Raw genomic sequence first — 24967 nt, forward strand, 5'->3', positions numbered from 1 at the left:
GCTCGGATAAAAAATGGGCGCGGATCGCATCGGGCAAGCCGCATGGGTCAAGCCGCATGGGGCAAGCCGTTGAGACGCGCGCCAATGAAAACGGCCCGTCACGCGAGAAGCGCTTCGGGCCGTCCCGGTCGCGGCGCGCCACCAGGCACGCACGCGAGATGTCCCGGCGCGTCAGGCCGGCAGTTGCGTGCCTTGCTCGGCTTGCAGGCGCTGCACTACTTCCTTGCGATAGCGGTTCAGCTCCTGTGCCGTGGTGAACGTGCGCTCGAACAGGATCGAGAGGTTGTGCAGAATGCGCTCGATCACCTTCTTTTCCCAGCCGTCGTCGAAGCGGATCTGCTCGTCGAGCCAGCGCTCGAGCCATTCCGGGTCGGGCAGGCGCGACTGCACGGTGTCGCGCGGGAACAGCGCCTGGTTCACGTGCAGGTTCGTGGGGTGCAGCGGCTTTTCGGTGCGGCGCGCCGAAGCCATCAGCACGCCGATCTTTGCAAACGCCGCACGCGCGACGTCGCCGAAATTGTTGAGCGCCTTCTTCATGTAACGCAGATAAGCGCCGCCGTGACGCGCTTCGTCGCGCGAAATCGTTTCGTAGATGGCCTTGATGACCGGCTCCGTGTGCCATTCGGCGGCACGGCGATACCAGTGGTTCAGGCGGATTTCGCCGCAGAAGTGCAGCATGAGCGTTTCGAGCGGCGGCGCCGGATCGAACTCGAAGCGCACGGCGTGCAGCTCTTCTTCGGTCGGCACCATTTCCGGCTTGAAGCGGCGCAGGTATTCCATGAGCACGAGCGAATGCTTTTGCTCCTCGAAGAACCACACGCTCATGAACGCCGAAAAGTCGCTGTCGTGATGGTTGTCGCGCAGGAACATTTCCGTGGCCGGCAGCGCCGACCATTCGGTGATCGCGTTCATCTTGATGGTCGCGGCCTGCTCATCGGTAAGGAGCGACGCATCGAACTTGTCCCAGGGAATGTCCTTTTCCATGTCCCATCGGACCGATTCGAGCGATTTGTAAAGTTCCGGATAAAGCATCGTGTTCATAGTCCCGCCCCTGATCTGCGCAAAACGCGCGCATGACGAATTCGTAGCGTGCCGCGTGCCCGCATACAACGCGGCCGCGCAGGCAAAAAGCATTTAATTTTACGCGGTATCCGGCCCTCTGGACGCAATCGCAGACCGGCGAACGCAACACGCGTTGCCCCACGACAATCCAGCCAACCGGAATGAAGGCGCCGTCGTGGATTCTGGGTAGCTGCTCCGTTCCTCGAACCCGGCCGCCTGATACCGCTGATCACCACCGATACCCGCGAGGCGTGCAAGCCATCGCCGCGGGCCTTTGCGACACAATGCCGCACTCTAGCACCCCACGTCGACGTCCTTTTGACACACCTCGCTGGCTGATTTTTCAATGGGCAAACAGCCCGCCCGTCAAGGCCGTGGAACCTGCGCGGCGAAGCGCCGCAACGCCGCCCGCAACTCCCACAAATGACCAGAAAAACCTTACACAATAATAGCATGCCGGTGTTTCAGTTCCGCCGCGCCCCAAAATCGGTGCTCGCGCCGTCTGTCGGAGCTTTGAGCCAAGTCAAAAGAACATCGCCTTGCGCGAGCGTGTCGCGGTAACCCAGCTCGATCAACGCCGTGACGGCGAGGGCGTAGAGCAGCCGCTCATCGAGCATCTGCTCGATGCGATGGAAATTGAGCGCGTGCGGGAGCATCCGCGCGAGCGGCGTGCTGTCGAACAAGGTGCGCGGCGCAGCGTGCGCGCCGTGCGCGAACTGGTCGGCGTGGCTGGCGATCGAAGTGACATTGATCGCGCCCGCCGAGGTGCCGCAAATCACCGTGAAGGGCATGGCGCGGCGCGCCGGCGCGGCCTGGCCGGCCAGTTCGGCAAGCGCGCGCAAGGCGCCGGCCTGGTAGGCCGCCCGCGCGCCGCCGCCCATCATCACGAGCGCAAGCCGCATGATGCCGACGCTCCCCGTTGCTGGTTTCGCTTTTGTCCCGCAGTCGGCCTTCTGTTGCCTTGCTGTTGCGTCCGTCCCGTGCGACGGTTCTTCGTGACGTGACGCGGCGCGCCCTATTCCGGCTGCGCCGGCGCCTTCTTCGCGCCGCGCGGCGCGCTGCGGCCCGCGCCGCCGCTGTTGCCATTGCCGTTGCTGGCGTTGCCGGTGTTGCTGCTCCGCTTGGCGGTGCTGCTGCGTTTGGCCGTGGCGGCTTCGGTCTTCGCCTGCGCCTCGTTCACCGCTTCCGCCGCCGCTTGCGCGGCCTGCGCCGCGGCCGCGGGCTGCGCCATCGCGAATTGCGCGAGCTGGTTGAACTGCGCCTGCACGAGATTCCACCACGAAGCGGCGTCGAAACCCGGCGGCGCGGCAGCCGCACCCTCGGACGCAGCGCCTGCGTTCGCGGCCTCCGGTTCGGCGGCCCGCTCGCGTGCGGCGCCCGCTCTCGGCGCTTCGGATTCGGCGTGCGTCGGGGTCATCTGCGCCTGCGCGAACGCGCTGAACGCACGCAGCGTGGTGAGCGTGGCGCGCTGTACCTCGAGCGCCTGGATGGCGGATTGCAACATGCCGAGATTGAGTTTGAGCCACTGCTCGACGGCGCGCAGATCGGTAATGCGCTTGTCGAGCTCCTCGATGTTGGTGAGCGGCGTCATCATGTCTGTCATCATCGAAAGCGGCGGGCCAAAGGCTTGCGCCACGCCCGGTTCGCCGCCCGGAAACGCGCCGCCGAACGGCGTGAGGCGCATCATCCCCCACATCTGGTCGAGCATTTCGGCGGGCGGAAAGCCTGGAAAACCCGGGAACGGCGGCATGGTGCCTGCTGAGTCGGTCATGCGGTACTCCCTCGCATAGATAGGTGGTCAAATGCGCGCGCGTGGGCGGCTCGAAACGATCTCTTCGATGATAGCGCGCGTAAAAGCAGAAATCGGCACAAAGCACGAACCAAAATGCGTCAGAACGGATCGCCGCCCGGAAACTGCGGCGCGCGCCGCTCGCGCAGCGACTGCACGCCCTCGCGCACGTCGGGTCCCGCGAAGCCCATGAATTCGAGCGCAAGCGACGTGTCGAAGTTCGGCCCCGCCATGCGCAGCCAGTTGTTGAGCGCGTACTTGGTCCAGCGCACCGCGGTTTGCGAACCGTTGGCGAGGCGCTTCGCCACTTCGAACGCCTTCGGCAGCAGGTCGTTCTCGCCCACGGCGAGCGAGACGAGGCCGATGCGCTCCGCCTCCTCGCCGCTCACCGGCTCGCACAGCAGCAGGTAGTACTTCGCCTTCGCCATGCCGCACAACAGCGGCCAGACGATCGCCGCGTGGTCCCCCGCCGCGACGCCCAGGCGCGTATGGCCATCGATGATGCGCGCCGTTTTGGTGGCGATGGAAATGTCGGCCAGCAGTCCCGCGACGAGCCCCGCGCCCACCGCCGGACCGTGCATGGCCGAGACGATCGGCTTGCCGCAATTGATCACGTTGTAGACGAGGTCGCGCGCCTCGCGCCACACGCGCGCGCGCACGTCGAAATGCGTGGCCATGTCCTCGACGAGCTGCAGGTCGCCGCCCGCCGAAAAGCCCTTGCCCTCGCCGCGAATCACGGCGACGCGCGCGTCGGGATCGCGGTCCACGTCGCGCCAGATCTCGGCGAGTTCGCGGTGCATGTTGGCGTCGGCGGTCGCGAGACTGCTCTTGTTCGTGCCCTCGCCGCTCATCACGATCTCGACGATGCCGTGCTCGTGCCGCCGCACGCGCAGCGCGTGATAGCGGGCGTAAAAAGGATCGTTCATGGGCGGACCTCCTTTGCTTCGCATTGCTGATTACGTAAATGCGCTGGCAGTGCGCCTCGTCAATGCGGCTGATATGCCCACTTGCCATCGCGGATCTCGACCATCACGCGTGCTCGCGCGTCGAGGCCGAGGTGATCGGTGGCGCTCATGTTGACGACGCCATTGGTGTCATGCTGCCCGTGCGTCGCTTCGAGTGCGTCGCGCAGCGCGTGGCGAAACGCGGGCGTGCCGGGCGCAGCCGACTTGAGCGCAACGGGTATCGCGTTCTGCAGCAAGAGCCCCGCGTCCCACGTATATGCGCCGAACGCCGACACGGTGCCCGCGCCGTTGCGTGTCTCGTAACGCGAAATATAGTCGAGCGCGTGGCGCCGGCCGGGCTGGTCCTCGGGCAACTGCGCGGCCACGAGCACCGGGCTTGCGGGCAGGAAGGTGCCGTTGCAGTCGGCGCCGCACACGCGCAGGAAGTCGCGGTTGCCCACGCCGTGGTTGTGATAGACGACGCCCTTGTAGCCGCGCTCCCTGAGCGCCTTGGGCGGCAGCGCGGCGGGCGTGCCGGCCGCGCCCACCACGACGGCATCGGGGTGCGCCGCGACGATCTTGAGCACCTGCCCCGTCACGCCCGGATCGGTGCGATTGAAGCGCTCGTTCGCGACGAGCTTGATGTCGTGCTGCTGCGCGGCCTTCGCGATCTCGGCATAGAAGGTCTCGCCGAGCGCGTCGGCCTGGCCGATATAGGCGAGCGTCTTCACGTTGTGCGCGGCTGCGTGATCCATGATCGCGCCGGCCATCATCGCGTCGGTTTGCGGCGTCTTGAACATCCAGTGGCGCTTGTCGTCGACGGGCTCGATGATCTTCGCCGACGACGCGAGCGAGATGGTGGGCGTCTCGCCCTGCGCGATCACGTCGAGCATCGCGAGCGAGTTCGGTGTGATCGACGAGCCGATGATCGCATCGACGTGCTGTTCGTCGATGAGCTTCTTCGTGTCCTGCACGGCCTGGGTCGTGTCGGAGGCGTCGTCGAGCACGATGTACTGGACTTTCTGGCCCGCGATCTCGGTGGGGAACATCGCGGCGGTATCGCGCGCGGGAATGCCGAGCGAGGCGGCCGGGCCCGTGAGCGAAAGCACGAGGCCGATCTTGACCTGCGCGAGCGCTAGCGTGGGCGCACAGATGCTGAAAAGCAGGGCGATGCGTACAGCAAGACGGCTGGGGCGAGAAGCGTTCACGGTGTCTCCTTGTCGTTTTACGTTCGGATGCTGCGTGCTTCTACGGCTCGTACCTTGACTGGTCTGCCCGATGCCCTCGCAGAAAAAGGGCGTTCGCCAGTGTAGCCGCACGCGTGGCGCGCGGCATCCGGCGAAACCCTTCAGCGTTTGTGTGTCACTGCTCGCCGTGCAGCGACGCCACAGCCTGATCGATCGCGCCGAAAATCGACTTGCCCGCTTCGTCGAGCATCTCGATCTTCACGCTGTCGCCGAACTTCATGAATTCGGTGCTCGCCTGCCCGCTTTCGATCATTTCGAGGCAGCGCTTCTCGGCAATGCAGCAGTAGCCGCGCTTTGCATCCTTGTTCGAGACCGTGCCCGAACCCACGATGGCGCCCGCGCGCAGATTGCGCGTCTTCGCGGCGTGCGCGATCAGCTGGCCGAAGTGGAACACCATGTCCGTGCCGGCATCGGGCTGGCCGACCTTCCTGCCGTTCCAGTGCACGATAAGCGGCAGGTGCACGCGCCCTCCGCGCCAGTGCTCGCCGAGCTCGTCGGGCGTGACCATCACCGGCGCGAATGCGCTGGCCGGCTTGCTCTGGAAAAAGCCGAAGCCCTTCGCGAGTTCCGCGGGAATGAGATTGCGCAGCGAGACGTCGTTGACGAGCGTGACAAGGCGCACGGCCCGCAGCGCCTCGTCGGGGCTCGCGCCCATCGGCACGTCGCCGGTCACGACGGCCACTTCGGCCTCGAAGTCGATGCCGAACGCCTCGGACGCGCACACGATGTCGTCGCACGGCCCGATGAAGTCGTCGCTGCCGCCCTGGTACATGAGCGGGTCGGTCCAGAATTCGGCGGGCATCTCGGCGCCGCGCGCGCGCCGCACGAGTTCGACGTGATTCACGTACGACGAGCCATCTGCCCATTGGTACGCACGCGGCAGCGGCGCCATGCAATCGCGCGCGTCGAAGCTGAACGCGTTGCGCGCGCGCCCGTAGTTGAGCGCGTCGTACAGCTCGGCGAGCTGCGGCGCGTAGAAGCGCCAGTCGTCGAGCACGCGCTGCAGCGTGGGTGCGATCGCGTCGGCGATGGCGGCGCTGCGCAGGTCGCGGGAAACGACGATCAGCTGGCCGTCGCGGGTGCCGTCCTTCAGCGTGGCAAGTTTCATGGAATCAGACGTGAGTGACGATAAGGGAAATGTATTCTACGATGGTGAATCGGCGGGCCCCAAGCGGGCGCGCCACATGCCCTCAGTCGCCGTACGTTTGAACACCACAACGCATCCATGCCGCCAACCGTCCGATCCGCCTCGCCGCGCGCGAGCGCCCCAGACGCCACGAACGCCGACGATCTCGCCGACACCCTCGACACCGCCGACGCTGCGGAAGGCGCCGAAGCCGGCGAAGAAAAACTGCGCTCGGGCATCCAGTCGATCGAAGTGGGTTTTCGCCTGCTCGAAGTGCTCACCAGCGAGCCGCGCGCGATGATGCTGCGCGACCTCGCGCAGCGCGCGGGCATGAGCCCGGCGAAGGCGCACCGCTATCTCGTGAGCTTCATGCGCCTCGGCGTGGTCGCGCAGGACCCGCTCTCGGGGCGCTACGAACTGGGCGGCTTCGCGTTGCAGCTCGGACTCGCGCGCCTCGCGCGCGTGGACGGCGTCAAGCTCGCGCGCCTCGCGCTCACCGAATTGCGCGACACGCTCGACATCACCGTGGGCATCGCCGTGTGGGGCAACCAGGGGCCGACCGTCGTGCACTGGCTGGAGTCGAGCCACCCCGCGAAAGCATCGCTCAAGCTCGGCGACGTCATGCCGATGCTCAGTTCCGCCACCGGCCTGCTGTTCGCCGCCTACCTGCCGCGCAGCAAGACCGCCCCGATGATCGAGCGCGAACTCGCGGGCGCGCAGCACTACTCGTACGGCTCGACGCCGCGTACGGCCGAAGCGCTCGAACTGGCGCTCGCCGAAGTTCGCGAGCATGGTGCAGCCCGCGTGGAGGGCATGTTGCTGCCGACCATCCACGCGTTCTGCACGCCTGTCTTCGACGCGAGCGGCGAACTCGCGCTCGGGCTCATCGCGCTCGGTCACGAAGGCGCGTTCGATATCGCCTGGAACGGCGCCGTGGACACCGCGCTGCGCGCATGCGCCGAAAAATTGTCGTACGAATTGGGGTACAGTCCAACGCCGCGCTGAGGGCTGTATGTCTGGGCCGGCACACATGTGACCCCGCTCGTGCGCGTCCGCGTTTCTGCAGGCACCCGGCGGGTTGTGTCACATTAACGTACGACCGATACCGACCCACGAACCACCGATGTCCACTCCCGCCGCCCCGCGCGAGGCACGCCGCCTCGACACCGACTCACGCACGCCGCAGCGCTTGCGCGCGTGGCGCTGGGTCGGTGTGTTCGTCGCGGTCACGGCGCTGCATTGGCTCGCGGCCGAATGGTTCGAGCGGCATCACGGCGCGCCGCCGCCTGTCGCGCATGTGCGTGTGCCGGTGCAAGTGGCGCTGCTCAAACCCGAGCGCATCGAGCGCGAGGCCAAGCCCGCGGGCCCCGCGGCGGCGCCCGCGCATGCCGCGCCCAAACCGGCGCCCAGGCCCGCCGAGCCGCATACGCTGCACGCGGTGACGCCGCCCAAACCGCATCCCAAAGCGCCGGCCTCGCCGCCGGATACGCAGGCGGCGTCCGCGCCCGCAGCCGCATCGCCAGCCAGCGCGAGCGCCGCCGGCACCAGCGGGACAGCCAGCACTGCGCCGGGCAACGGCAAGCAGCCTTCGGCGCAAGCCACGCAGGCCTCGCATGGACTGAAGTTTTCGGTGCCCCCATCGGGCGAGCTGCAGTACGACACCTTCTATAACGGCGTGCGCAATCAGCCCGGCACGATCCACTGGTCGAGCGACGGGCAGCGCTACGAGATGATCGTGCGTGTGCCGCTGCCCTTCGTCGGCGAGTTCAGCTGGACGAGCAAGGGCCGCGTGGACGCCTTCGGCCTCGCGCCCGATCAGTACATCGAAAAGCGCGGCCATCGTCCTTCGGACGTGACGGTTTTCAACCGCACCGACAACCAGATCGTGTTCACGCGCACACCCAATTCGCTTGCGCTGCCCGATGGCGCGCAGGACCGCTTCAGCATGGTGATGCAGCTCGCGAGCCTCGTGCGCGGCGACCCCGATGCGTACAAGCCCGGCGTCACGCGCGAGTTCTATGTCGCGGACAACGACAGCGGCGAGACCTGGCCCATCACCACGATCGGCGACGAAACCGTGAGCACGGATCATGGCTACGTCACGGCGCGCCACTTCATGCGTCTGCCGCGCCGCGAGGGCGACAAGCGGCGCATCGACGTGTGGCTCACGCAGTCGCTCGGCTGGTTGCCCGTGCGCCTCGTGCAAACCGAACCGAATGGCAACCAGTTCGAACTGGTGTGGCGTGGCGCGCTCACGGTGCCGGACACATCGAACGCGCCCGCGCCGGCGCCCGACTCCGCAGCGGCCGCGACCGCCACGACGCCCGGCGCCGCATCCGACACAACCTCGGCACAATCCGCAACGCCGGAAGCGGCGCCGGCTTCTGCGCCCGCTGCGTCGCAACCGCAACCGCAACCGTCGGCGCAGCCGGCGCCGCCCGCCAATATGCAGACAGAAACGCCAGCCGAAGCACCGCCGCCACCGTCCACCGGCGACGCGCCACCGTCGCCCGCTTCGCCGGGCCCGGCGCCCGAGCATCCCTGAGCGCGCAAGCGCACGCAGCGCGCGATCCGAACGGCCCGCTTCGCAACACAAATTCGCGGAATAGCGCATACTGGACTCGAGCCATGCGTCAAGGATCGCAAGGCATCGCGCGCAGCACGAAGGGCCAAAGAACAAGCAGACGAAACACGGCAGCACGACACGGCGCGCAGACAACGGACCAGCGAACGGACCAACAAACGGACCAGCACGAACAAACCGATACAACGCTGCACAAGACGGACAAAATCGGCACGGCACAATAAACAGCGCAGCAAACAGGGACGCGACACACAAGCTAACGAACATCGCATCGCGCATCGTCTGCGCGCTCCAGGCGCGCGGATTGCTCCACCAGCATCGCGTGCATGCAGTACCTCGCAAACGGCTTGACTCCCAGCCTGGAAGGCGAAGGAGGAACCCATGCAAGTGACTGTCAACGGCATCGATACGCACTATGTCTTCGACGACAGGAGCGGTGGGCCCGCGCTGGCGTTCATTCACCAACTGGGCGGCGACCTTGGCGTGTGGGACACGCTCGCCGGACATTTCCGCCATCGCCACAGCGTGCTGCGCTATGACGTGCGCGGCCACGGCGCGAGCGCCGTCGCGAGCGAGCCCTTCGGCTTCGCAGATCTCGCCGCCGACCTCGATGCGCTTTTCGACGCCACTGGCATCGAGCATGCGCATCTCGTCGGTATGTCGATGGGCGGCATGATCGCGCAGCAGTTCGCGCTCGATTATCCGGAACGCGTGACGACGCTCACGCTTTGCGACACCGCGAGCCATACGCCGCTACAAGCACGCGAAACATGGAATGATCGCGCCGCCACAGTACGCAACGAGGGTCTCGGGGCGCTCGTCGACGCGACGATGGCACGCTGGTTCACCGCCGACTTCCGGCACGCGCATGCGCCGACTGTCGAGCGCATTTGTGACGTTTTATTACGGACCCCTTCAGAAGGCTATGCGATGGCCTGCGAGGCGCTACGCGATTTCGACGTGCACAAGAGGCTCGCGCAACTGCGCGTGCCGACGCTCGCAGTCGCGGGCCGCCACGACAGCGGCACGCCGATGGCCATGACGCAGGCCCTTGCAAGCGCGATAGAAGGGTCGCATTTCGTGGTGCTCGATGCCGCGCATCTGGCCCCGGTAGAGGAGTCGCACCGTTTCACCGCTTTGCTAGAAACGTTTCTCAAGCAGTTGGTCTAAGTAGTTCGAAGTAAAAGCATCATGGCAGTGGCAGCAGACACAGTTGAGAAGTGAAGTAAAAAGGGAGAGCAGTCCACATAAGAGGTGATGCGGGACCCACCCCTTGAATTCCAGAACGAACGCTCCATGTATTGACCTGAGAAGGTCAGGGAGCACAGGAAAAAGGAGTGTCGCCATGCAAATGATCTACAACAGTCCCAACTATTGCGTCGTCGAGTTCCCACCGCAGGACGGCCACAGCGCGATGCGCGCAGGCGGCTACGAGATCGTCGACAAAAACGCGCGCCGCGAGATCTTCATCGACGGCGTGATGGCGGCACGTTTTCGCGAAGACGTGCAAAAGCTGATGGACGAAGACCAGTCGCTCGACGAAGTCGACGAATTCCTCGGACAGTTCGACAGCCTCATGCAGCAACCCGTCGTGCTTCACTGACGCTAGCGCACCCCGCGGCACTCAACGCGCAGCGTCCTTCACACGAAACCCCGTCCGGCTTGCCGGGCGGGGTTTTCTTTTGGCCGTCCGGCGCGCGCCACAGCGGTTGCCGGCACGCGACGCCGCCCGCAGCGGCGGGTTGCCGCAGCGGCTACAATGTGGAGTTTCCCAGTTCAACCGGCACCACGCCCGCTCGCGATCCATGAACCAGCCCGCAGCCCTTGCCTCGCGCCCCGCCGGGGACGCCAAATACACGCGCGGCGCAGCGCTTCCCGCGCTGCTCGCCTCGCGCATCGTGATCCTCGACGGCGCGATGGGCACGATGATCCAGCGCTACAAGCTCGACGAAGCCGCCTATCGAGGTAAAGGCGGCGTCGAACGCTTCAAGGACTACCCGCGCGATATCAAGGGCAACAACGAACTGCTCTCGCTCACGCAGCCGCAGATCATCAGCGAGATTCACGAGCAGTATCTCGCGGCGGGCGCGGACATCATCGAGACCAACACGTTCGGCGCGACCACGGTGGCCCAGGACGACTACGGCATGGGCGATCTCGCCATCGAGATGAACGTCGAGTCGGCGAAGCTCGCGCGCGCCGCGTGCGAAAAGTATTCGACGCCGGACAAGCCGCGCTTCGCCGCGGGCGCGATCGGGCCGACGCCGAAAACGGCGAGCATCTCGCCCGACGTGAACGATCCGGGCGCGCGCAACGTGACGTTCGAAGAGCTGCGCCATGCGTACTACGAGCAGGCGAAGGCGCTCATGGACGGCGGCTGCGACCTGTTCCTCGTCGAGACGATCTTCGACACGCTCAACGCCAAGGCCGCCCTGTTCGCGCTCGACCAGCTCTTCGAAGACACGGGCGAGAATCTGCCGATCATGATCTCGGGCACTGTCACCGACGCCTCGGGCCGCATTCTCTCGGGCCAGACCGTCGAAGCGTTCTGGAACTCGCTGCGCCACGCGAAGCCGCTCACGTTCGGCCTCAACTGCGCGCTGGGCGCGGCGCTCATGCGCCCGTACATCGCCGAGCTTGCGAAGCTCTGCGACACCTACGTCTCGTGCTACCCGAACGCGGGCCTGCCGAACCCGATGAGCGACACGGGCTTCGACGAAACGCCCGCCGATACCTCGGCACTGCTCAAGGAATTCGCGAGCGCCGGCCTCGTGAACGTGGCGGGCGGCTGCTGCGGCACGACGCCCGAGCACATCGCGGCCATCGCCAGGGCACTCGCTGAGATCAAGCCGCGCCGCTGGCCCGGCCAGTATCGCGACGCCGCCTGACGCCACATTCGATCGCCGCTTCCGAGTCCCGCTCCCACACCCTACGATCCGGTCCCACGCCATGACTGACCATACCCTGCGCCTTTCCGGCCTCGAACCCTTCAACGTGACGGAAGGCACGCTGTTCATCAACGTGGGCGAGCGCACCAACGTGACCGGCTCGAAGGCCTTCGCGCGGATGATTCTCAACGGCCAGTTCGACGAGGCGCTCGCGGTGGCGCGCCAGCAGGTCGAAAACGGCGCGCAGGTCATCGACGTCAACATGGACGAAGCCATGCTCGACTCGAAGGCGGCGATGGTGCGCTTCATGAACCTGATCGCCTCCGAGCCCGACATCGCGCGCGTGCCGATCATGATCGACTCGTCGAAGTGGGACGTGATCGAGGCGGGCCTGCAGTGCGTGCAGGGCAAGGCCATCGTCAACTCGATCTCGCTCAAGGAAGGCAAGGAGCAGTTCGTGCATCACGCGAAGCTGATTCGCCGCTACGGCGCGGCGAGCGTGGTGATGGCGTTCGACGAGCAGGGCCAGGCCGACACGTTCGCGCGCAAGACCGAGATCTGCAAGCGCTCCTACGACATCCTCGTAAACGAAGTCGGCTTCCCGCCCGAGGACATCATCTTCGACCCGAACATCTTCGCGGTGGCCACGGGCATCGAGGAGCACAACAACTACGCGGTGGACTTCATCAACGCCACGCGCTGGATCAAGCAGAACCTGCCCTTCGCGAAGATCAGCGGCGGCGTGTCGAACGTGTCGTTCTCGTTCCGCGGCAACGACCCGGTGCGCGAGGCAATCCACACCGTGTTCCTCTACCACGCCATTCAGGCGGGCATGGACATGGGCATCGTCAACGCGGGCCAGCTCGGCGTGTACGCCGACCTCGACGCCGAGCTGCGCGAGCGCGTGGAAGACGTGGTGCTCAACCGCCGCGCCGACGGCACCGACCGTCTGCTCGAAATCGCCGACAAGTTCAAGACCGGCGCCGCGAAGAAGGAAGAGAACCTCGAGTGGCGCAACCAGGCCGTGGAAAAGCGTCTTGCGCATGCACTCGTGCACGGCATCACGAACTTCATTGTCGAGGACACCGAAGAAGCGCGCGAGAAGATCATGGGCGGCGGCGGCCGGCCGATCAACGTGATCGAAGGCCCGCTCATGGACGGCATGAACATCGTCGGCGACCTGTTCGGCCAGGGCAAGATGTTCCTCCCGCAGGTCGTGAAATCGGCGCGCGTGATGAAGCAGGCCGTGGCGCACCTGATTCCGTTCATCGAGGAAGAAAAGCGCCTGCTCGCCGAATCGGGCGCCGACGTGCGCGCGAAGGGCAAGATCGTCATCGCGACCGTGAAGGGCGACGTGCACGACATCGGCAAGAACATCGTCTCGGTGGTGCTCCAGTGCAATAACTTCGAAGTGGTCAACATGGGCGTGATGGTCCCGTGCAACGAGATCCTCGCGAAGGCCAAGGTCGAAGGCGCGGATATCGTCGGCCTCTCGGGGCTCATTACGCCGTCGCTCGAGGAAATGGCGTACGTTGCGAGCGAAATGCAGCGCGACGACTACTTCCGCATCAAGAAGATTCCGCTCTTGATCGGCGGCGCGACCACCTCGCGTGTGCATACGGCCGTGAAGATTGCGCCGCACTACGAAGGTCCGGTCGTGTACGTGCCGGACGCTTCGCGTTCGGTGTCGGTCGCGTCGAGCCTGCTTTCCGATGAAGGTGCAGCGAAGTACCTCGACGAACTCAAGGCCGACTACGAGCGCATTCGCGACCAGCACGCCAACAAGAAGGCCACGCCGCTCGTGACGCTCGAAGAAGCGCGCGCGAACAAGACGAAGATCGACTGGGCGAACTTCCAGCCCGTGAAGCCGAAGTTCATCGGCCGCCGCCTGTTCAAGAACTTCGACTTGAACGAACTCGCGCATTACATCGACTGGGGTCCGTTCTTCCAGACGTGGGATCTCGCCGGTCCCTATCCGCAGATCCTCAACGACGAGATCGTGGGCGAGTCGGCGCGCCGCGTGTTTTCCGACGCGAAGTCGATGCTTTCGCGCCTGATTCAGGGCCGCTGGCTGCAGGCCAACGGCGTGATCGCACTGCTGCCCGCGAACACGGTGAACGACGACGACATCGAGATCTACACCGACGAGTCGCGCAGCGAAGTCGCGCTCACGTGGCGCAACCTGCGCCAGCAGTCGGTGCGCCCCGTGGTGGACGGCGTGATGCGTCCGAACCGCTCGCTCGCCGACTTCATCGCGCCGAAGGACTCGGGCGTGGCGGACTATATCGGCATGTTCGCGGTGACCGCGGGCATTGGCGTGGACGTGAAGGAAGCGCAGTTCGAGAAGGACCACGACGACTACAGCGCGATCATGCTCAAGGCGCTCGCGGACCGCTTCGCGGAAGCGTTCGCCGAAGCGTTGCACGCACGCGTGCGCCGCGACCTGTGGGGCTATGCGGCGAGCGAAACGCTCGACAACGACGCGCTGATCGCCGAAAAGTACGCGGGCATTCGCCCCGCGCCCGGCTACCCGGCCTGCCCGGATCACCTCGTGAAGCGCGACATGTTCGACTTCCTGCAGGCGGGCGAGGTGGGCATGAGCGTGACGGAATCGCTCGCCATGCTGCCGGCCGCGAGCGTGTCGGGCTTCTATCTCGCGCACCCGGACAGCACCTATTTCTCGGTGGGCAAGATCGGCCAGGACCAGCTCGCCGACTATGCAAAGCGTATGTCGCTCTCCGACGAAGACGCCCGCCGCGCACTCGCGCCGCAGCTCTAAGCCGCACGGCGCGCCGCCGCGGGCGGCGCGCTTTCTCCCGTCGCGCTACCCCCTGTTGTCGCCGCCCGACATACGCCATCCGGCAAGGTGAAGATTACGCGCGCGCGATTTTTCGGCTTTGTAAGATGGCCCGGCAAGACCCGGTATCACCTGCATGACACCCGGCCCCATGCGGCAACGCCGCGCCGGCTCGATCATCAGCAAATCCTTAAAACGCAAAATCGAAGCAACCTCGACGGAGAAATCGTATGAAGAAGCTGATGTTGATGTTGACCGCCTTCGGCGTCGCGGCGCTTGCGCAGCCGTCGTTCGCCCAGCCGGCCGCGCCGGAGCAGGCAAGCCCGGCGACGTCGTATTCGGCGCCCACCGAAAAGCACGTGAAGAAGCCGAAGAAAAAGAAGATGAAGCCGGAGGCTTCCGCTGCCGAACCGGCGGCCGCCAGCCAGTAAGGTGAGCCGACGGTGTACAAAAGCAAAGAGCCCGCAACATTGCGGGCTCTTTGCTTTTGGAACGTCGAATTGGCGGGCAGCCAGGCGCGACACCGCGCTCGCTGCCCAGTCACGTCGCGCAAGGACGTCAAACACGGGCCTCAGGCACGGACCTCAAATGCCCCACAAAACGTCGTTGTCTTCCTTCTTCGCGGCGCGCAGCATATCGAGGAAAGGAAAGGCGCGCTGCGCGAGGCCGACCGGCAGTTCGTGATGCATGTGGTCATCCTCGCCTTCGTGAAAGTGGCCTTCCTGCTCGTGGCGCTCTTTCTTGTCCGTGGCGATGGCCGCTTCGAGCTTGGTGATGGCGGTATCGAGTTCGTCGTGGGTAATCACGCCGCGCGGGCCAAGCCGCTTGCCGATGATGCCGAGAAGGTACTGTGCGAGGTTCTCCAGCATCGTGACGTCAGGCGCCGCGTGGCATTTAAAAGTAACCAGCATGTCTGTTCCCTTTATGATTTTTTGGATCTGCGCGTGACGTTCCGGCCTGCGAAGCCAGATGGGCCAAGGCGGTCCCTGTCGCGCTACCTCATTTCACATATTAGCACCTGCTAAAATCCCTCAGGACGGAATTACCCGCAGGGTGCGGCGCCCGGACGTTCTGGCGTCAGGTACGCCGCCACGCCGCCTGCCGCAACGAGGCCCCCCGTGCATTGGCGCATGGCAGGTGGCCCGCCGCGAGGCTGGCGCCCTTACCGTATTTGGCGGTCAGCGCCGGCAAGCCAGGGGCCATGCCCCCGGTTACGCCCCCAGGCGCCGGCCCCGCATCCCATTACCCGCACAGGACTTGCAACCAGCATGCTGCCCGCACAGAAACACACCCTGGAGACCCTGCTCGCGCAAGCCGTAGCCCAGGTGGCGAAGGCCACCGAAGGCGCGAGCGAAGCCGCATTCGTCGTGCCCGCGATCACGCTCGAGCGCCCGAAGGTCGCCGCCCACGGCGACGTCGCCTGCAACGTCGCGATGCAGCTCGCCAAGCCCATGCGCGCGAATCCGCGCCAGCTCGCCCAGCAGATCGTCGACACCGTGCTCGCCCAGCCCGAGGCCGCAGGCCTCGTCGAGGCGGCCGAAGTGGCCGGCCCCGGCTTCATCAACCTGCGTCTGACCGCCAGCGCCAAGCGTGCCGTGATCGGCGCCGTGTTCGAGCAGGGCGAGGCATTCGGCCGCTCGCAGCGCGAAGCCGGCAAGCACGTGCTCGTCGAATTCGTCTCCGCCAACCCCACGGGCCCGCTGCACGTGGGCCACGGCCGCCAGGCCGCACTCGGCGACGCCATCTCGAACGTGCTCGGCTCGCAGGGCTATGACGTGCACCGCGAGTTCTACTACAACGACGCGGGCGTGCAGATCGGCAACCTCGCCGTCTCCACCCAGGCACGCGCGCGCGGCTTCAAGCCCGGCGACGCGGAATGGCCGGAAGCGGCCTACAACGGCGAATACATCGCCGACATCGCGCGCGACTACCTTGCGGGCGAAACGGTCGCGGCCAAGGACGGCGAGCCCGTGACGGGCGAGAAGGACCCCGAGAACCTCGAAGCGATCCGCCGTTTCGCCGTGGCCTATCTGCGCCACGAGCAGGATCTCGACCTGCAGGCGTTCGGCGTGAAGTTCGACCGCTACTACCTCGAGTCGTCGCTGTACACGGAAGGCCGCGTCGAGAAGACCGTCGAGGCGCTGGTCGCGTCGGGACAGACCTACGAGCAGGAAGGCGCGCTGTGGCTCAAGACCACCGACTACGGCGACGACAAGGACCGCGTGATGCGCAAGTCCGACGGCACCTACACCTACTTCCTGCCCGATGTGGCCTACCACGTCACGAAGTGGGAGCGCGGCTTCACGAAGGTCATCAACATCCAGGGCTCCGATCACCACGGCACCATCGCCCGCGTGCGCGCGGGCCTGCAGGCGCTCGGCATCGGCATTCCGAAGGGCTATCCCGACTACGTGCTGCACAAGATGGTCACGGTGATGCGCGACGGCCAGGAGGTGAAGATCTCCAAGCGCGCGGGCAGCTACGTGACGGTGCGCGACCTGATCGAATGGTCTGGCGGCGCGAACCCGGGCAGCGAAGTCTCGCCCGACCTGCTCGACGAGGCGACCATCCGCCGCGGCCGCGACGCCGTGCGCTTTTTCCTCATCTCGCGCAAGGCCGACACCGAATTCGTGTTCGACATCGACCTCGCGTTGAAGGAAAACGACGAGAACCCGGTGTACTACGTGCAGTACGCGCATGCGCGCATCTCGTCGATTCTCGGCGACTGGCAGGGCAAGTTCGGCGGCGATCCGGCCGCGCTGCCCAAGGTCGATCTCGCGCCGCTTGCGAGCGAGCGCGCGCTCGCGCTCATCGCGAAACTCGGTGAATTCCCCGACATGCTCACGCATGCGGCCAGCGAACTCGCGCCGCACGCGGTGGCGTTCTACCTGCGCGAACTCGCCGCTGAGTTTCACTCGTTCTACAATGCCGAACGCGTTCTCGTCGATGACGTCGCCGAACGCGACGCCCGCATCGCCCTCCTCGCGGCCACGCGCCGGGTGCTCGCGAACGGCCTCGCCGTGATCGGCGTGTCCGCGCCGGAGCGCATGTAACGAGACGCGCGAGACCCGCGCGCAGCAGCTTGTTTGGGGCCGCCGCCTCGCGCGGACGGCCATTCCAGGATTCTCTTGTTTGCAGGTGATTCAGACGATGGCAAAACCGCGCCGCACTACAAAACAGCAGTCGAAGCAGTCCGGGGGAACCTTTCTCGGCATCGTGCTGGGCCTGATCGTCGGCCTTGCGATCGCGGTGGTGGTGGCGCTGTACATCACGCGCGCGCCCACGCCGTTCGTCTCGAAGGTCGCGCCGCCGGCCGCTTCCGACGTCGGCCAGAACAACGAGCAGGTCGACCCGAACCGCGCGCTGCAGGGCAAGTCGCCGGGGCAGCCGGTGCCGCAAGCCGCGCAAAGCACGCCGCCCAACACGGCGCCAGGCCAGACCACGAACCAGTCGCAGTCCTCTGGCATGCTCGAAGAGCCGCAGATCGTGGAAGTGCCGCCCTCGGGCTCGAACAGCAACGCCACCAACAACGGCGTGGCCGTCGCGCCGCAACCGTCGACCGGTGAAAACGTCACGAGCGGCACAGCGATCGCGAAGAAGCCGCAGTCGGCCAGCAACTCGACGAGCAACCCGGCGCAGATCCTCGCGAACAACCAGCCGCAGAAGCCCGCCAACGCGGTGCCGACGCCCCCGGGCGCCAAGCCCGGCAGCGACGCGCCCGCACCGGGCGACGCCAACACCGGCTATTTCCTGCAGGTGGGCGCGTACAAGACGTCCGGCGACGCCGAGCAGCAGCGTGCGCGCCTCGCGTTCCAGGGGTTCGAATCGAAGGTGACGCAGCGCGACGCCGGCGGCGTGACCTATTTCCGCGTGCGCATCGGTCCGTTCACGAAGTTCGACGACATGAACTCGACGCGTCAGCGCCTGTCCGACGCCGGTATCGATACGGCCGTCATCCGCTTCACGAAGCAGTAATCGTCGTCCGCGCCGCGTACCGCGCGCCCGCCCGCCGAAGCCGCAGCAGCGCGGCGTTCGCGTGAGGCCTGGCCGCGGCGCGCGGCGCGGCGTCCATCAACAAGCAATACCCGCGCAGCACCCGCACGCGCCTGGTTCGCGCCAACGGCGTCCTGCGGCAGACAACCGGCCGCCGCCGGTCCAAGAACAGTGGATTCCAACGCCATGAAACGACTTCTCGGTACGCTTTTTCTCTCGCTTTCGCTGATCGCCGGTGTGGCCCACGCCTCGGCCGCGGCACCCGTGGCCGGCAAGGACTACACGGTCCTGAAGGCCCCCCAGGCGCTCGACGTGCCCGCAGGCAAGATCGAAGTGATCGAGTTCTTCTGGTACGGCTGCCCGCACTGCAACGCGTTCGACCCGTATCTCGAGGCATGGATCAAGAAGCAGGGCCCGGACGTCGTGTTCAAGCGCGTGCCGGTGGCGTTCCGTGACGATTTCATCCCGCACTCGAAGATGTACTACGCGCTCGACGCGCTCGGCCTCGCCCAGAAGCTCACGCCGGTCGTGTTCCACGAAATCCACGTGAACAAGAACTACCTGCTCACGCCGGAAGACCAGGCGAAGTTTCTTGCCACGCAAGGCGTGGATGCGAAGAAGTACATGGAAGCGTACAACTCGTTCTCGACGCAGAGCGCGCTGCAGCGCGACAAGGCCCTGCTCGATGCCTACAAGATCGACGGCGTGCCGACCATCGCGATCCAGGGCAAGTACGAGACCGGCCCGGCCATGGTCCAGGGTCCGGAAGACAAGGCACTGCCGGGCACGGCACAGGTGATGGACTACATCATCTCGCAGATCCGCGCGAAGAAGATGTGAGGAACCGCGCCATGCAAGACGCGCCACTGAAGGTCTTCATCACCGGCGCGTCGAGCGGCATTGGCGCCGCGCTCGCTGCCGAATACGCGCGGCAGGGCGCCGTCCTCGGGCTCGTCGCGCGCCGCGGCGAGGCCCTTGCCGGCTTCCGGCAGTCCCACCCCGGCCACCCCGTCTCGATCTATCCCGCCGACGTGCGCGACGCCGATGCGCTCGCCGCCGCCGCGCGCGACTTCATCGCCCGGCACGGCATGCCCGACATCGTGATCGCCAATGCGGGCGTGAGCCGCGGCGTGCTGACGGGCGAAGGCGATCTCGCCACGTTCCGCGACGTGATGGACACCAACTACTTCGGCATGGTCGCCACCTTCGAGCCGTTCGCCTCGGCCATGGCGCAGGCAAGGCGCGGCACGCTCGTGGGCATCGCGAGCGTGGCCGGCGTGCGCGGGTTGCCCGGCTCGGGCGCCTACAGCGCCTCGAAGGCCGCGGCGCTCGCCTATCTCGAAGCGCTGCGCGTGGAAATGCGTCCGTTCGGCGTGCCCGTGGTCACCATCGCGCCCGGCTACATCCGCACGCCGATGACGGCGAAGAACCCCTACCGCATGCCCTTCCTGATGGACGCGGACCAGTTCGCCGCGAAGACCGCGCAAGCGATCGCGCGCGGCACGTCGTTCGCGGTGTTCCCCTGGCCGATGCGCGTGGCCGCCACGATGCTGCGCGCGCTGCCGCGCTGGGTCTACGACCGCGTGTTCGAAAAGGCGCCGCGCAAGCCGCGCACGGCGAGCCACTGAGCCGCCCCGGCTCACCGCGCGGCGCCCCCATGCCATATGGGTATGTCGATTAAATTGTTGTCTCGGCAATTTCCCTTCGATAAGCTTGGCTCGTCCGGGCGCCCTTCTGAGCCTTCTCGCCTCTCCTGAATCGAACAAAACGGGGCGCCGCCCGCCACCGAAGAACCACGGAGATCCCATGCGCTTCACCTCGCCCTCCGCGCGCACGCTCGTGCCTGCTTTCGTGCTCGCGGCCGCGCTTGGCGCCGCGTTCGCGGCCACGCCCGCGCTCGCCAAACCGCTGACGGTCTGCACCGAGTCGAGTCCCGACGGCTTCGACGTCGTGCAGTTCAACTCGCTCGTCACGACCAACGCGTCCGCCGACGTCATCTTCAATTCGCTCGTGGCCTATGACGAGACGCAGAAGAAGGTCGTGCCCGCGCTCGCGGACAAGTGGGAAGTGAGCGCCGACGGCCTGACCTACACGTTCCATCTGCGGCCCGACGTGGCGTTCCAGACGACCGAATGGTTCAAGCCCACGCGCACGCTCAGCGCCGACGACGTGGTCTTCACGTTCGACCGCATGCTCGACGCGAACAATCCGTGGCACAAGGTGGCCGGCGCGAGCGGCTTCCCGCACGCGCAGTCGATGGGCCTCGTGAAGCTCGTGAAGGCGGTCACGAAGGTCGACGCGAACACGGTGAAGTTCGAGCTCAACGAGCCGAACGCCACCTTCCTCTCGATCCTCACGATGGGCTTCGCGTCGATCTACTCCGCCGAGTACGCCGACCAGCTGCTCAAGGCCGGCAAGCAGGTCGACCTCAACGCGAAGCCGGTGGGCACGGGCCCGTTCGTGCTCAAGAGCTACACGAAGGACGCGGTGATCCGCTACGACGTGAACCCGACCTACTGGGGGCCGAAGCCGAAGGTGGACCGCCTGATCTACGCGATCACGCCCGACGCCGCCGTGCGCGCGCAGAAGGTGAAGGCCGGCGAATGCCAGATCGCGCTCTCGCCCAAGCCCCAGGACGTGGCCGCCGCGAAGGACGACAAGTCGCTCAAGGTGGTGGAGACGCCCGCGTTCATGACGGCGTTCGTCGCGCTCAATACGCAGAAGAAGCCGCTCGACAACCAGAAGGTGCGCCAGGCGCTGAACATGGCGTTCGACCGCACGACGTACCTGAAGGCGATTTTCGACAACACCGCCACGCCCGCGACCAACCCCTGGCCGCCCATCACCTGGGGCTACGACAAATCGATCCAGCCGTATCCGTATGACCCGGCGAAGGCGAAGCAGCTGCTCGCCGACGCGGGCTTCCCCAACGGCTTCGCGACGACGATCTGGGTGCGTCCGAACGGCAGCGTGCTGAACCCGAACCCGCGCGCGGGTGCGGAGCTGTTGCAGGCCGATTTCGCGAAGATCGGCGTGAAGGCCGAGATCAAGGTGATCGAGTGGGGCGAGCTGATCAAGCAGGCAAAGCAGGGCCAGCACGACACGCTCTTCATGGGCTGGGCCGGCGACAACGGCGACCCTGACAACTATCTCTCGCCGCTCTTCAGCTGCAATGCGGTGCAGTCGGGCATCAACTTCGCGCGCTTTTGCGACCCGCAGCTCGACAAGCTGATCGCCGAAGGCAAGGCCACCGCCGACCAGGCGAAGCGCGTGAAGCTCTACGAAGCCGCCCAGCAGATCATCCGCGACCAGGCGCTGTGGATTCCGCTCGGCTACCCGACCGCCTCCGCCATCACGCGCACAACCGTGAGCGGCTATCAGGTGAGCCCGTTCGGACGCCAGAACTTCGCGAGCGTCGCGGTGCAGTAACGGCTGGAACCGCGCCGGGCTTCCGCGCCCGGCGCGCCGTTCGTTGACAGGCCTGCCCTCACGATCACGAATTGAAACAGGCCCGCCTGCGCCAAACATGCGGGAAGCCCGCGACAGGCGGGCGAGCGCCCTTTCCTCCCATTACCGCCCGTAAAATTCGCGCGCAGTTTGTTGCAGTTTGGTAACTCAAGCCGGCGAGCGCCCGGCTACATTGAAGCCATCGAATCTTCAACCGAAGGGGCTCAAAATGAAAACCAAACTCTTTGCCGCGCTGGGTGCTGGAGCGCTCGTCCTGGCCGCCTCGCAAACCGCGATGGCCGGCGTGGTGGTCGGCCTGAACGTCGGCGTGCCCGCTCCGGTTTATGTGGCTCCCGCGCCGGTGTATGTCGCGCCGCAGCCTGTTTATGTCGCGCCGCGCCCGGTCTACGTCGCGCCGCCCGTGCGCGTGGCCTACGCGCCGGCTGTCGTGATCGGCTGGCACGGCGACCGCTACTGGGACGGCCGCCGCTGGTACGGCCGCAACGAATGGCATGGCCGTCGCGGCTGGTACTAAACCCATAGCCTGAGAAATGCAAAGCGCCTCGCCAATTGCGAGGCGCTTTTGTTTTATGCGCTGTCCTTACGTGCCGCCCGGATCAATTGCGGTTCGCGACGATCTGATCGAACGTGCCGCCATCGGCGAAATGCGTCGCCTGCGCGTTCTGCCAGCTGCCGAACACCTGCTCGACCGTGAAGGTCTTGATCGGCTTGAACTCGCTTGCGTGCTTCGCGAGCACCGCGGCATCGCGCGGACGCAGGTGATGCTGCGCGATGATCTCCTGCGCGGCGGGTGAATACAGATAGTCGAGATACGCCTGCGCGCTCTTGCGCGTGCCGCGCTTGTCCACGACCTTGTCGACGATCGTCACCGGCGGCTCCGCCAGCAGGCTCACCGAGGGATAGACGGCTTCGAAGTCCTTCGCCCCCACACCCGTATCGATGAGCGCCACTTCGTTTTCGAAGGTCACGAGCACGTCGCCGATGCCGCGCTGCGTGAAGGTCGTCGTGGCGCCCCGGCCACCCGCGTCCAGCACCGGCACGTTCTTCAGCAGCGCGCGTTCGAAGTCGAGCGCCTGGGCGTCGCTTGCGCCCTGCTGCTTGCGGTAGCCCCATGCGGCCAGATACGCGTAGCGTCCGTTGCCCGACGTCTTCGGGTTGGCGATCACGACCTGTACGCCAGGCTTGGCGAGATCGTCCCAGTCCTTGATGTGTTTGGGGTTGCCCTTGCGCACGAGGAACACCATCGTCGTCGTGTAGGGCGCGCTCGCGTCGGGCAGGCGCGTGCGCCAGCTGGCGGGCACGAGATGACCCTGCTGCGCGAGCAGGTCGATGTCGTTGGGCTGGTTCATCGTCACGACGTCGGCTTGCAGTCCTTGCAGCACCGAGAGCGCCTGCGCGCTCGACGCCCCGTGCGACTGCTTGATCGCCAGGGTCTCGCCGGTCTTCTTCTGGTAGTCGGCGATGAAGCTCGCGTTGATGTCCTTGTACAACTCGCGCGTCACGTCGTACGAGACGTTCAGCAGCGACGTTTCTGCATGCGCCGCCGCCGCGCTCAATGCGATGATGCCCGCGCCGAACCAGCGCGCCGTGCGTCCCAACCCTGCCATGGTGATCCCCGTCTGTCGTTGAAAGGCGTTTCGGCCTGCCTGCATGATTTTCGTAAGCAGACCGAACGCTCGATTCTAGCGAGCCGGGGCGCACGGCTTATACCGATGCGAGCTTTGCTTTGCGGCTTTCGTGCTAAGCCATGATGTGCGCGCCACCGTCGATGTACACGGTGTTGCCGCTCATGCGGCGGGCGTAGCGCGTGGCGAGATACGCGGTGGCGTAGCCCACGTCCATGATGTCGACGAGTTCGCCGAGCGGCGCGCGCTCCACGGCCTCAGCGAGCATGCGGTCGAAGTCGGGCAGCCCCGAGGCCGCGCGCGTCTTGAGCGGCCCGGGCGAGATCGCGTGCACGCGGATGCCGATCGGTCCGAGTTCGTACGCGAGATAGCGGCACGACGCTTCGAGCGCCGCTTTCACCGGGCCCATCAGGTTGTAGCTGGGCACGACGCGGTTCGCGCCGTCGTAGCTCATCGCGAAGAGCGTGCCGCCGTGCGGCATGAGCGGGACGGCGCGCTTCGCCATGCGGATGAACGAGTGGCACGACACGTCCATCGCATACGCGAAGCCCTGCGCCGACGAAGCGAGCAGGCCGCCCTGCAGATCCTCTTTCGGGGCATAGGCGATGGAGTGCAGCACGATGTCGAGCGATCCCCACGTATCGCGCACGGCGTCGAACACGGCGTCGAGCTGGCCGTCTTCCTCGACGTTCAATGGCAGCAGCAATTGCGCGCCCAGTTCGTTGGCGAGCGGCTCGACGTAGGGCTTGGCCTTGTCGTTGAGATAGGTGACGGCGAGTTGCGCACCGAGATCGGCGAACGCGCGGGCGCAGCCGTAAGCGATCGAATCGGCGTTCGCCACGCCGGTGACGAGCGCGCGCATGCCGGCAAGCGGCCGTTCAGGAGGAGTATGCATGGCTGACCTCGCAGTGGAAGACGGCCGGTGATGGCCGCGAATGCAGTTGCCGATCTGGCTGCCGATGTGTCGGCCTCAAAGCGACGCGCCGCATCGGTGGGGATGCGGCGCGTGCGGGGTGACACGGGAACGGGCTTCGTTACTCGCCCGCGCTGCGCGTCGCGCGGCGGCGCGTGGCCGTCGTGCCCGCGGCCCGCGTGGAGGTGGGCGTCGATGCCGCGCGCGAGCGGCGCGCCGCCGTCTTGGCGGCAGCCGGCGCCTTCTTCGCGTCGGCCGGCTCCGCGGCCTTCACCTTCACGCCGGCGCGCGCCGCACGCATGGGTTTCGCGGGCGCGGCGTGCTCGCCCGCAACGGCGGCCTTCGCGCGGGAGGACTTCGCGGGTGCTGCCGGGGCTTCAGCTTCTGGTTCCGCAGCTTCTGCGGCTTCTGCGGCTTCTGCGGCTTCTGCGGCTTCTGCGGCTTCTGCGGCTTCTGCGGCTTCTGCGGCTTCTGCGGCTTCTGCGGCTTCTGCGGCTTCTGCGGCTTCTGCGGCTTCTGCGGCTTCTGCGG

21 protein-coding genes and 2 pseudogenes are annotated in these 24967 nt (G+C 66.2%); 13 read left to right on the forward strand and 10 right to left on the reverse strand.

All coding sequences use genetic code 11. The features are described from left to right. Nucleotides 1-171 precede the first annotated feature (171 nt). The 6 genes and pseudogenes from AB4Y42_RS26070 to AB4Y42_RS26095 all read right to left on the reverse strand — a co-directional run bounded on the left by AB4Y42_RS26070 (nucleotide 172) and on the right by AB4Y42_RS26095 (nucleotide 6150). Nucleotides 172-1041 carry a ferritin-like domain-containing protein gene (locus AB4Y42_RS26070; protein ID WP_368692512.1) on the reverse strand — a complete coding sequence of 290 codons (870 nt, stop codon included), beginning with the start codon at nucleotides 1039-1041 and terminating at the stop codon, nucleotides 172-174. Nucleotides 1042-1634: 593 nt separating this feature from the next. Continuing rightward, nucleotides 1635-1964 (reverse strand): annotated as a pseudogene (locus AB4Y42_RS26075) (patatin-like phospholipase family protein); the annotation flags it as partial. 113 nt (nucleotides 1965-2077) lie between these two features. Then, on the reverse strand, nucleotides 2078-2833 hold the full coding sequence (locus AB4Y42_RS26080; RefSeq protein WP_368695759.1) for a PhaM family polyhydroxyalkanoate granule multifunctional regulatory protein: 756 nt from the start codon (nucleotides 2831-2833) through the stop codon (nucleotides 2078-2080). Nucleotides 2834-2952: 119 nt separating this feature from the next. Then, the gene (locus AB4Y42_RS26085) at nucleotides 2953-3777 is read right to left on the reverse strand and encodes an enoyl-CoA hydratase/isomerase family protein (protein WP_368695760.1); all 825 of its coding nucleotides are present in this window, start codon (nucleotides 3775-3777) and stop codon (nucleotides 2953-2955) included. A 59-nt stretch (nucleotides 3778-3836) separates the two neighbouring features. After that, nucleotides 3837-4967, reverse strand: a complete 1131-nt coding sequence (locus tag AB4Y42_RS26090) for an ABC transporter substrate-binding protein (RefSeq protein ID WP_368695781.1) — start codon at nucleotides 4965-4967, stop codon at nucleotides 3837-3839. Between the two features lie 190 nt (nucleotides 4968-5157). After that, nucleotides 5158-6150 (reverse strand): fumarylacetoacetate hydrolase family protein, encoded by a 993-nt coding sequence (locus tag AB4Y42_RS26095; RefSeq protein ID WP_368695761.1) that lies wholly within the window; start codon nucleotides 6148-6150, stop codon nucleotides 5158-5160. Between the two features lie 117 nt (nucleotides 6151-6267). Here AB4Y42_RS26095 and AB4Y42_RS26100 point away from each other — a divergent pair, with 117 nt between their 5' ends. From AB4Y42_RS26100 to AB4Y42_RS26130, 7 genes are all read left to right on the forward strand, one after another. Further along, nucleotides 6268-7173: an IclR family transcriptional regulator gene (locus AB4Y42_RS26100; protein WP_368695762.1), complete on the forward strand. Its 906-nt coding sequence runs from the start codon at nucleotides 6268-6270 to the stop codon at nucleotides 7171-7173. Between the two features lie 118 nt (nucleotides 7174-7291). Then, nucleotides 7292-8713, forward strand: coding sequence for a DUF3108 domain-containing protein (locus AB4Y42_RS26105; protein ID WP_368695763.1), 1422 nt, complete (start codon nucleotides 7292-7294; stop codon nucleotides 8711-8713). Between the two features lie 420 nt (nucleotides 8714-9133). Then, nucleotides 9134-9922 carry a 3-oxoadipate enol-lactonase gene (pcaD, locus tag AB4Y42_RS26110; RefSeq protein ID WP_368695764.1) on the forward strand — a complete coding sequence of 263 codons (789 nt, stop codon included), beginning with the start codon at nucleotides 9134-9136 and terminating at the stop codon, nucleotides 9920-9922. 175 nt (nucleotides 9923-10097) lie between these two features. After that, nucleotides 10098-10355, forward strand: a complete 258-nt coding sequence (locus AB4Y42_RS26115) for a DUF3567 domain-containing protein (protein ID WP_028201771.1) — start codon at nucleotides 10098-10100, stop codon at nucleotides 10353-10355. A 202-nt stretch (nucleotides 10356-10557) separates the two neighbouring features. After that, nucleotides 10558-11640, forward strand: a complete 1083-nt coding sequence (locus tag AB4Y42_RS26120; RefSeq protein ID WP_368695765.1) for a homocysteine S-methyltransferase family protein — start codon at nucleotides 10558-10560, stop codon at nucleotides 11638-11640. A 61-nt stretch (nucleotides 11641-11701) separates the two neighbouring features. Further along, nucleotides 11702-14419 carry a methionine synthase gene (gene metH / locus AB4Y42_RS26125; RefSeq protein ID WP_368695766.1) on the forward strand — a complete coding sequence of 906 codons (2718 nt, stop codon included), beginning with the start codon at nucleotides 11702-11704 and terminating at the stop codon, nucleotides 14417-14419. Nucleotides 14420-14667: 248 nt separating this feature from the next. After that, nucleotides 14668-14868: an acid-shock protein gene (locus AB4Y42_RS26130; RefSeq protein WP_342919521.1), complete on the forward strand. Its 201-nt coding sequence runs from the start codon at nucleotides 14668-14670 to the stop codon at nucleotides 14866-14868. A gap of 153 nt (nucleotides 14869-15021) precedes the next feature. Here the strand turns inward: AB4Y42_RS26130 and AB4Y42_RS26135 are convergent, their stop codons facing one another. Beyond that, nucleotides 15022-15348, reverse strand: a complete 327-nt coding sequence (locus tag AB4Y42_RS26135) for a DUF1840 domain-containing protein (protein WP_368689353.1) — start codon at nucleotides 15346-15348, stop codon at nucleotides 15022-15024. 357 nt (nucleotides 15349-15705) lie between these two features. On the opposite strand from AB4Y42_RS26135, the gene argS reads away from it, so the two are divergent. The 6 genes from argS (at nucleotide 15706) to AB4Y42_RS26165 (ending at nucleotide 22412) form a co-directional block, all read left to right on the forward strand. Continuing rightward, nucleotides 15706-17490, forward strand: coding sequence for an arginine--tRNA ligase (argS, locus tag AB4Y42_RS26140; RefSeq protein ID WP_368695767.1), 1785 nt, complete (start codon nucleotides 15706-15708; stop codon nucleotides 17488-17490). Nucleotides 17491-17587: 97 nt separating this feature from the next. Continuing rightward, nucleotides 17588-18412, forward strand: coding sequence for an SPOR domain-containing protein (locus AB4Y42_RS26145; protein WP_368695768.1), 825 nt, complete (start codon nucleotides 17588-17590; stop codon nucleotides 18410-18412). A 204-nt stretch (nucleotides 18413-18616) separates the two neighbouring features. Further along, the gene (locus tag AB4Y42_RS26150) at nucleotides 18617-19270 is read left to right on the forward strand and encodes a thiol:disulfide interchange protein DsbA/DsbL (RefSeq protein WP_254314667.1); all 654 of its coding nucleotides are present in this window, start codon (nucleotides 18617-18619) and stop codon (nucleotides 19268-19270) included. A gap of 11 nt (nucleotides 19271-19281) precedes the next feature. Further along, entirely contained in the window at nucleotides 19282-20058 is a 777-nt protein-coding gene (locus tag AB4Y42_RS26155) for an SDR family oxidoreductase (protein ID WP_368689356.1), read from the forward strand. A 178-nt stretch (nucleotides 20059-20236) separates the two neighbouring features. Then, nucleotides 20237-21859, forward strand: coding sequence for an ABC transporter substrate-binding protein (locus AB4Y42_RS26160; protein ID WP_368695769.1), 1623 nt, complete (start codon nucleotides 20237-20239; stop codon nucleotides 21857-21859). 247 nt (nucleotides 21860-22106) lie between these two features. Then, on the forward strand, nucleotides 22107-22412 hold the full coding sequence (locus AB4Y42_RS26165) for a hypothetical protein (protein ID WP_368618081.1): 306 nt from the start codon (nucleotides 22107-22109) through the stop codon (nucleotides 22410-22412). 82 nt (nucleotides 22413-22494) lie between these two features. Here AB4Y42_RS26165 and AB4Y42_RS26170 read toward each other — a convergent pair whose 3' ends face one another. The 3 genes and pseudogenes from AB4Y42_RS26170 to AB4Y42_RS26180 form a co-directional block, all read right to left on the reverse strand. Then, the gene (locus AB4Y42_RS26170) at nucleotides 22495-23505 is read right to left on the reverse strand and encodes a sulfate ABC transporter substrate-binding protein (RefSeq protein WP_368695770.1); all 1011 of its coding nucleotides are present in this window, start codon (nucleotides 23503-23505) and stop codon (nucleotides 22495-22497) included. 133 nt (nucleotides 23506-23638) lie between these two features. Further along, a complete protein-coding gene (gene fabI, locus AB4Y42_RS26175) occupies nucleotides 23639-24418 on the reverse strand; it encodes an enoyl-ACP reductase FabI (RefSeq protein WP_368695771.1) in 780 nt (259 codons plus the stop codon). Nucleotides 24419-24557: 139 nt separating this feature from the next. Next, nucleotides 24558-24967: pseudogene (locus tag AB4Y42_RS26180) on the reverse strand (hypothetical protein); the annotation flags it as partial.

The organism is Paraburkholderia sp. EG286B (assembly GCF_040965655.1).
In the GTDB taxonomy this organism is placed as follows: Bacteria; Pseudomonadota; Gammaproteobacteria; order Burkholderiales; family Burkholderiaceae; genus Paraburkholderia.

What these genes read in the sequence shown, in the direction of transcription:
- AB4Y42_RS26070 (WP_368692512.1), bottom strand. Translation starts at nt 1,041, where the DNA reads ATGAACACGATGCTTTATCCGGAACTTTACAAATCGCTCGAATCGGTC.
- AB4Y42_RS26080 (WP_368695759.1), bottom strand. Translation starts at nt 2,833, where the DNA reads ATGACCGACTCAGCAGGCACCATGCCGCCGTTCCCGGGTTTTCCAGGC.
- AB4Y42_RS26085 (WP_368695760.1), bottom strand. Translation starts at nt 3,777, where the DNA reads ATGAACGATCCTTTTTACGCCCGCTATCACGCGCTGCGCGTGCGGCGG.
- AB4Y42_RS26095 (WP_368695761.1), bottom strand. Translation starts at nt 6,150, where the DNA reads ATGAAACTTGCCACGCTGAAGGACGGCACCCGCGACGGCCAGCTGATC.
- AB4Y42_RS26100 (WP_368695762.1), top strand. Translation starts at nt 6,268, where the DNA reads ATGCCGCCAACCGTCCGATCCGCCTCGCCGCGCGCGAGCGCCCCAGAC.
- AB4Y42_RS26105 (WP_368695763.1), top strand. Translation starts at nt 7,292, where the DNA reads ATGTCCACTCCCGCCGCCCCGCGCGAGGCACGCCGCCTCGACACCGAC.
- pcaD (WP_368695764.1), top strand. Translation starts at nt 9,134, where the DNA reads ATGCAAGTGACTGTCAACGGCATCGATACGCACTATGTCTTCGACGAC.
- AB4Y42_RS26115 (WP_028201771.1), top strand. Translation starts at nt 10,098, where the DNA reads ATGCAAATGATCTACAACAGTCCCAACTATTGCGTCGTCGAGTTCCCA.
- AB4Y42_RS26120 (WP_368695765.1), top strand. Translation starts at nt 10,558, where the DNA reads ATGAACCAGCCCGCAGCCCTTGCCTCGCGCCCCGCCGGGGACGCCAAA.
- metH (WP_368695766.1), top strand. Translation starts at nt 11,702, where the DNA reads ATGACTGACCATACCCTGCGCCTTTCCGGCCTCGAACCCTTCAACGTG.
- AB4Y42_RS26130 (WP_342919521.1), top strand. Translation starts at nt 14,668, where the DNA reads ATGAAGAAGCTGATGTTGATGTTGACCGCCTTCGGCGTCGCGGCGCTT.
- AB4Y42_RS26135 (WP_368689353.1), bottom strand. Translation starts at nt 15,348, where the DNA reads ATGCTGGTTACTTTTAAATGCCACGCGGCGCCTGACGTCACGATGCTG.
- argS (WP_368695767.1), top strand. Translation starts at nt 15,706, where the DNA reads ATGCTGCCCGCACAGAAACACACCCTGGAGACCCTGCTCGCGCAAGCC.
- AB4Y42_RS26145 (WP_368695768.1), top strand. Translation starts at nt 17,588, where the DNA reads ATGGCAAAACCGCGCCGCACTACAAAACAGCAGTCGAAGCAGTCCGGG.
- AB4Y42_RS26150 (WP_254314667.1), top strand. Translation starts at nt 18,617, where the DNA reads ATGAAACGACTTCTCGGTACGCTTTTTCTCTCGCTTTCGCTGATCGCC.
- AB4Y42_RS26155 (WP_368689356.1), top strand. Translation starts at nt 19,282, where the DNA reads ATGCAAGACGCGCCACTGAAGGTCTTCATCACCGGCGCGTCGAGCGGC.
- AB4Y42_RS26160 (WP_368695769.1), top strand. Translation starts at nt 20,237, where the DNA reads ATGCGCTTCACCTCGCCCTCCGCGCGCACGCTCGTGCCTGCTTTCGTG.
- AB4Y42_RS26165 (WP_368618081.1), top strand. Translation starts at nt 22,107, where the DNA reads ATGAAAACCAAACTCTTTGCCGCGCTGGGTGCTGGAGCGCTCGTCCTG.
- AB4Y42_RS26170 (WP_368695770.1), bottom strand. Translation starts at nt 23,505, where the DNA reads ATGGCAGGGTTGGGACGCACGGCGCGCTGGTTCGGCGCGGGCATCATC.
- fabI (WP_368695771.1), bottom strand. Translation starts at nt 24,418, where the DNA reads ATGCATACTCCTCCTGAACGGCCGCTTGCCGGCATGCGCGCGCTCGTC.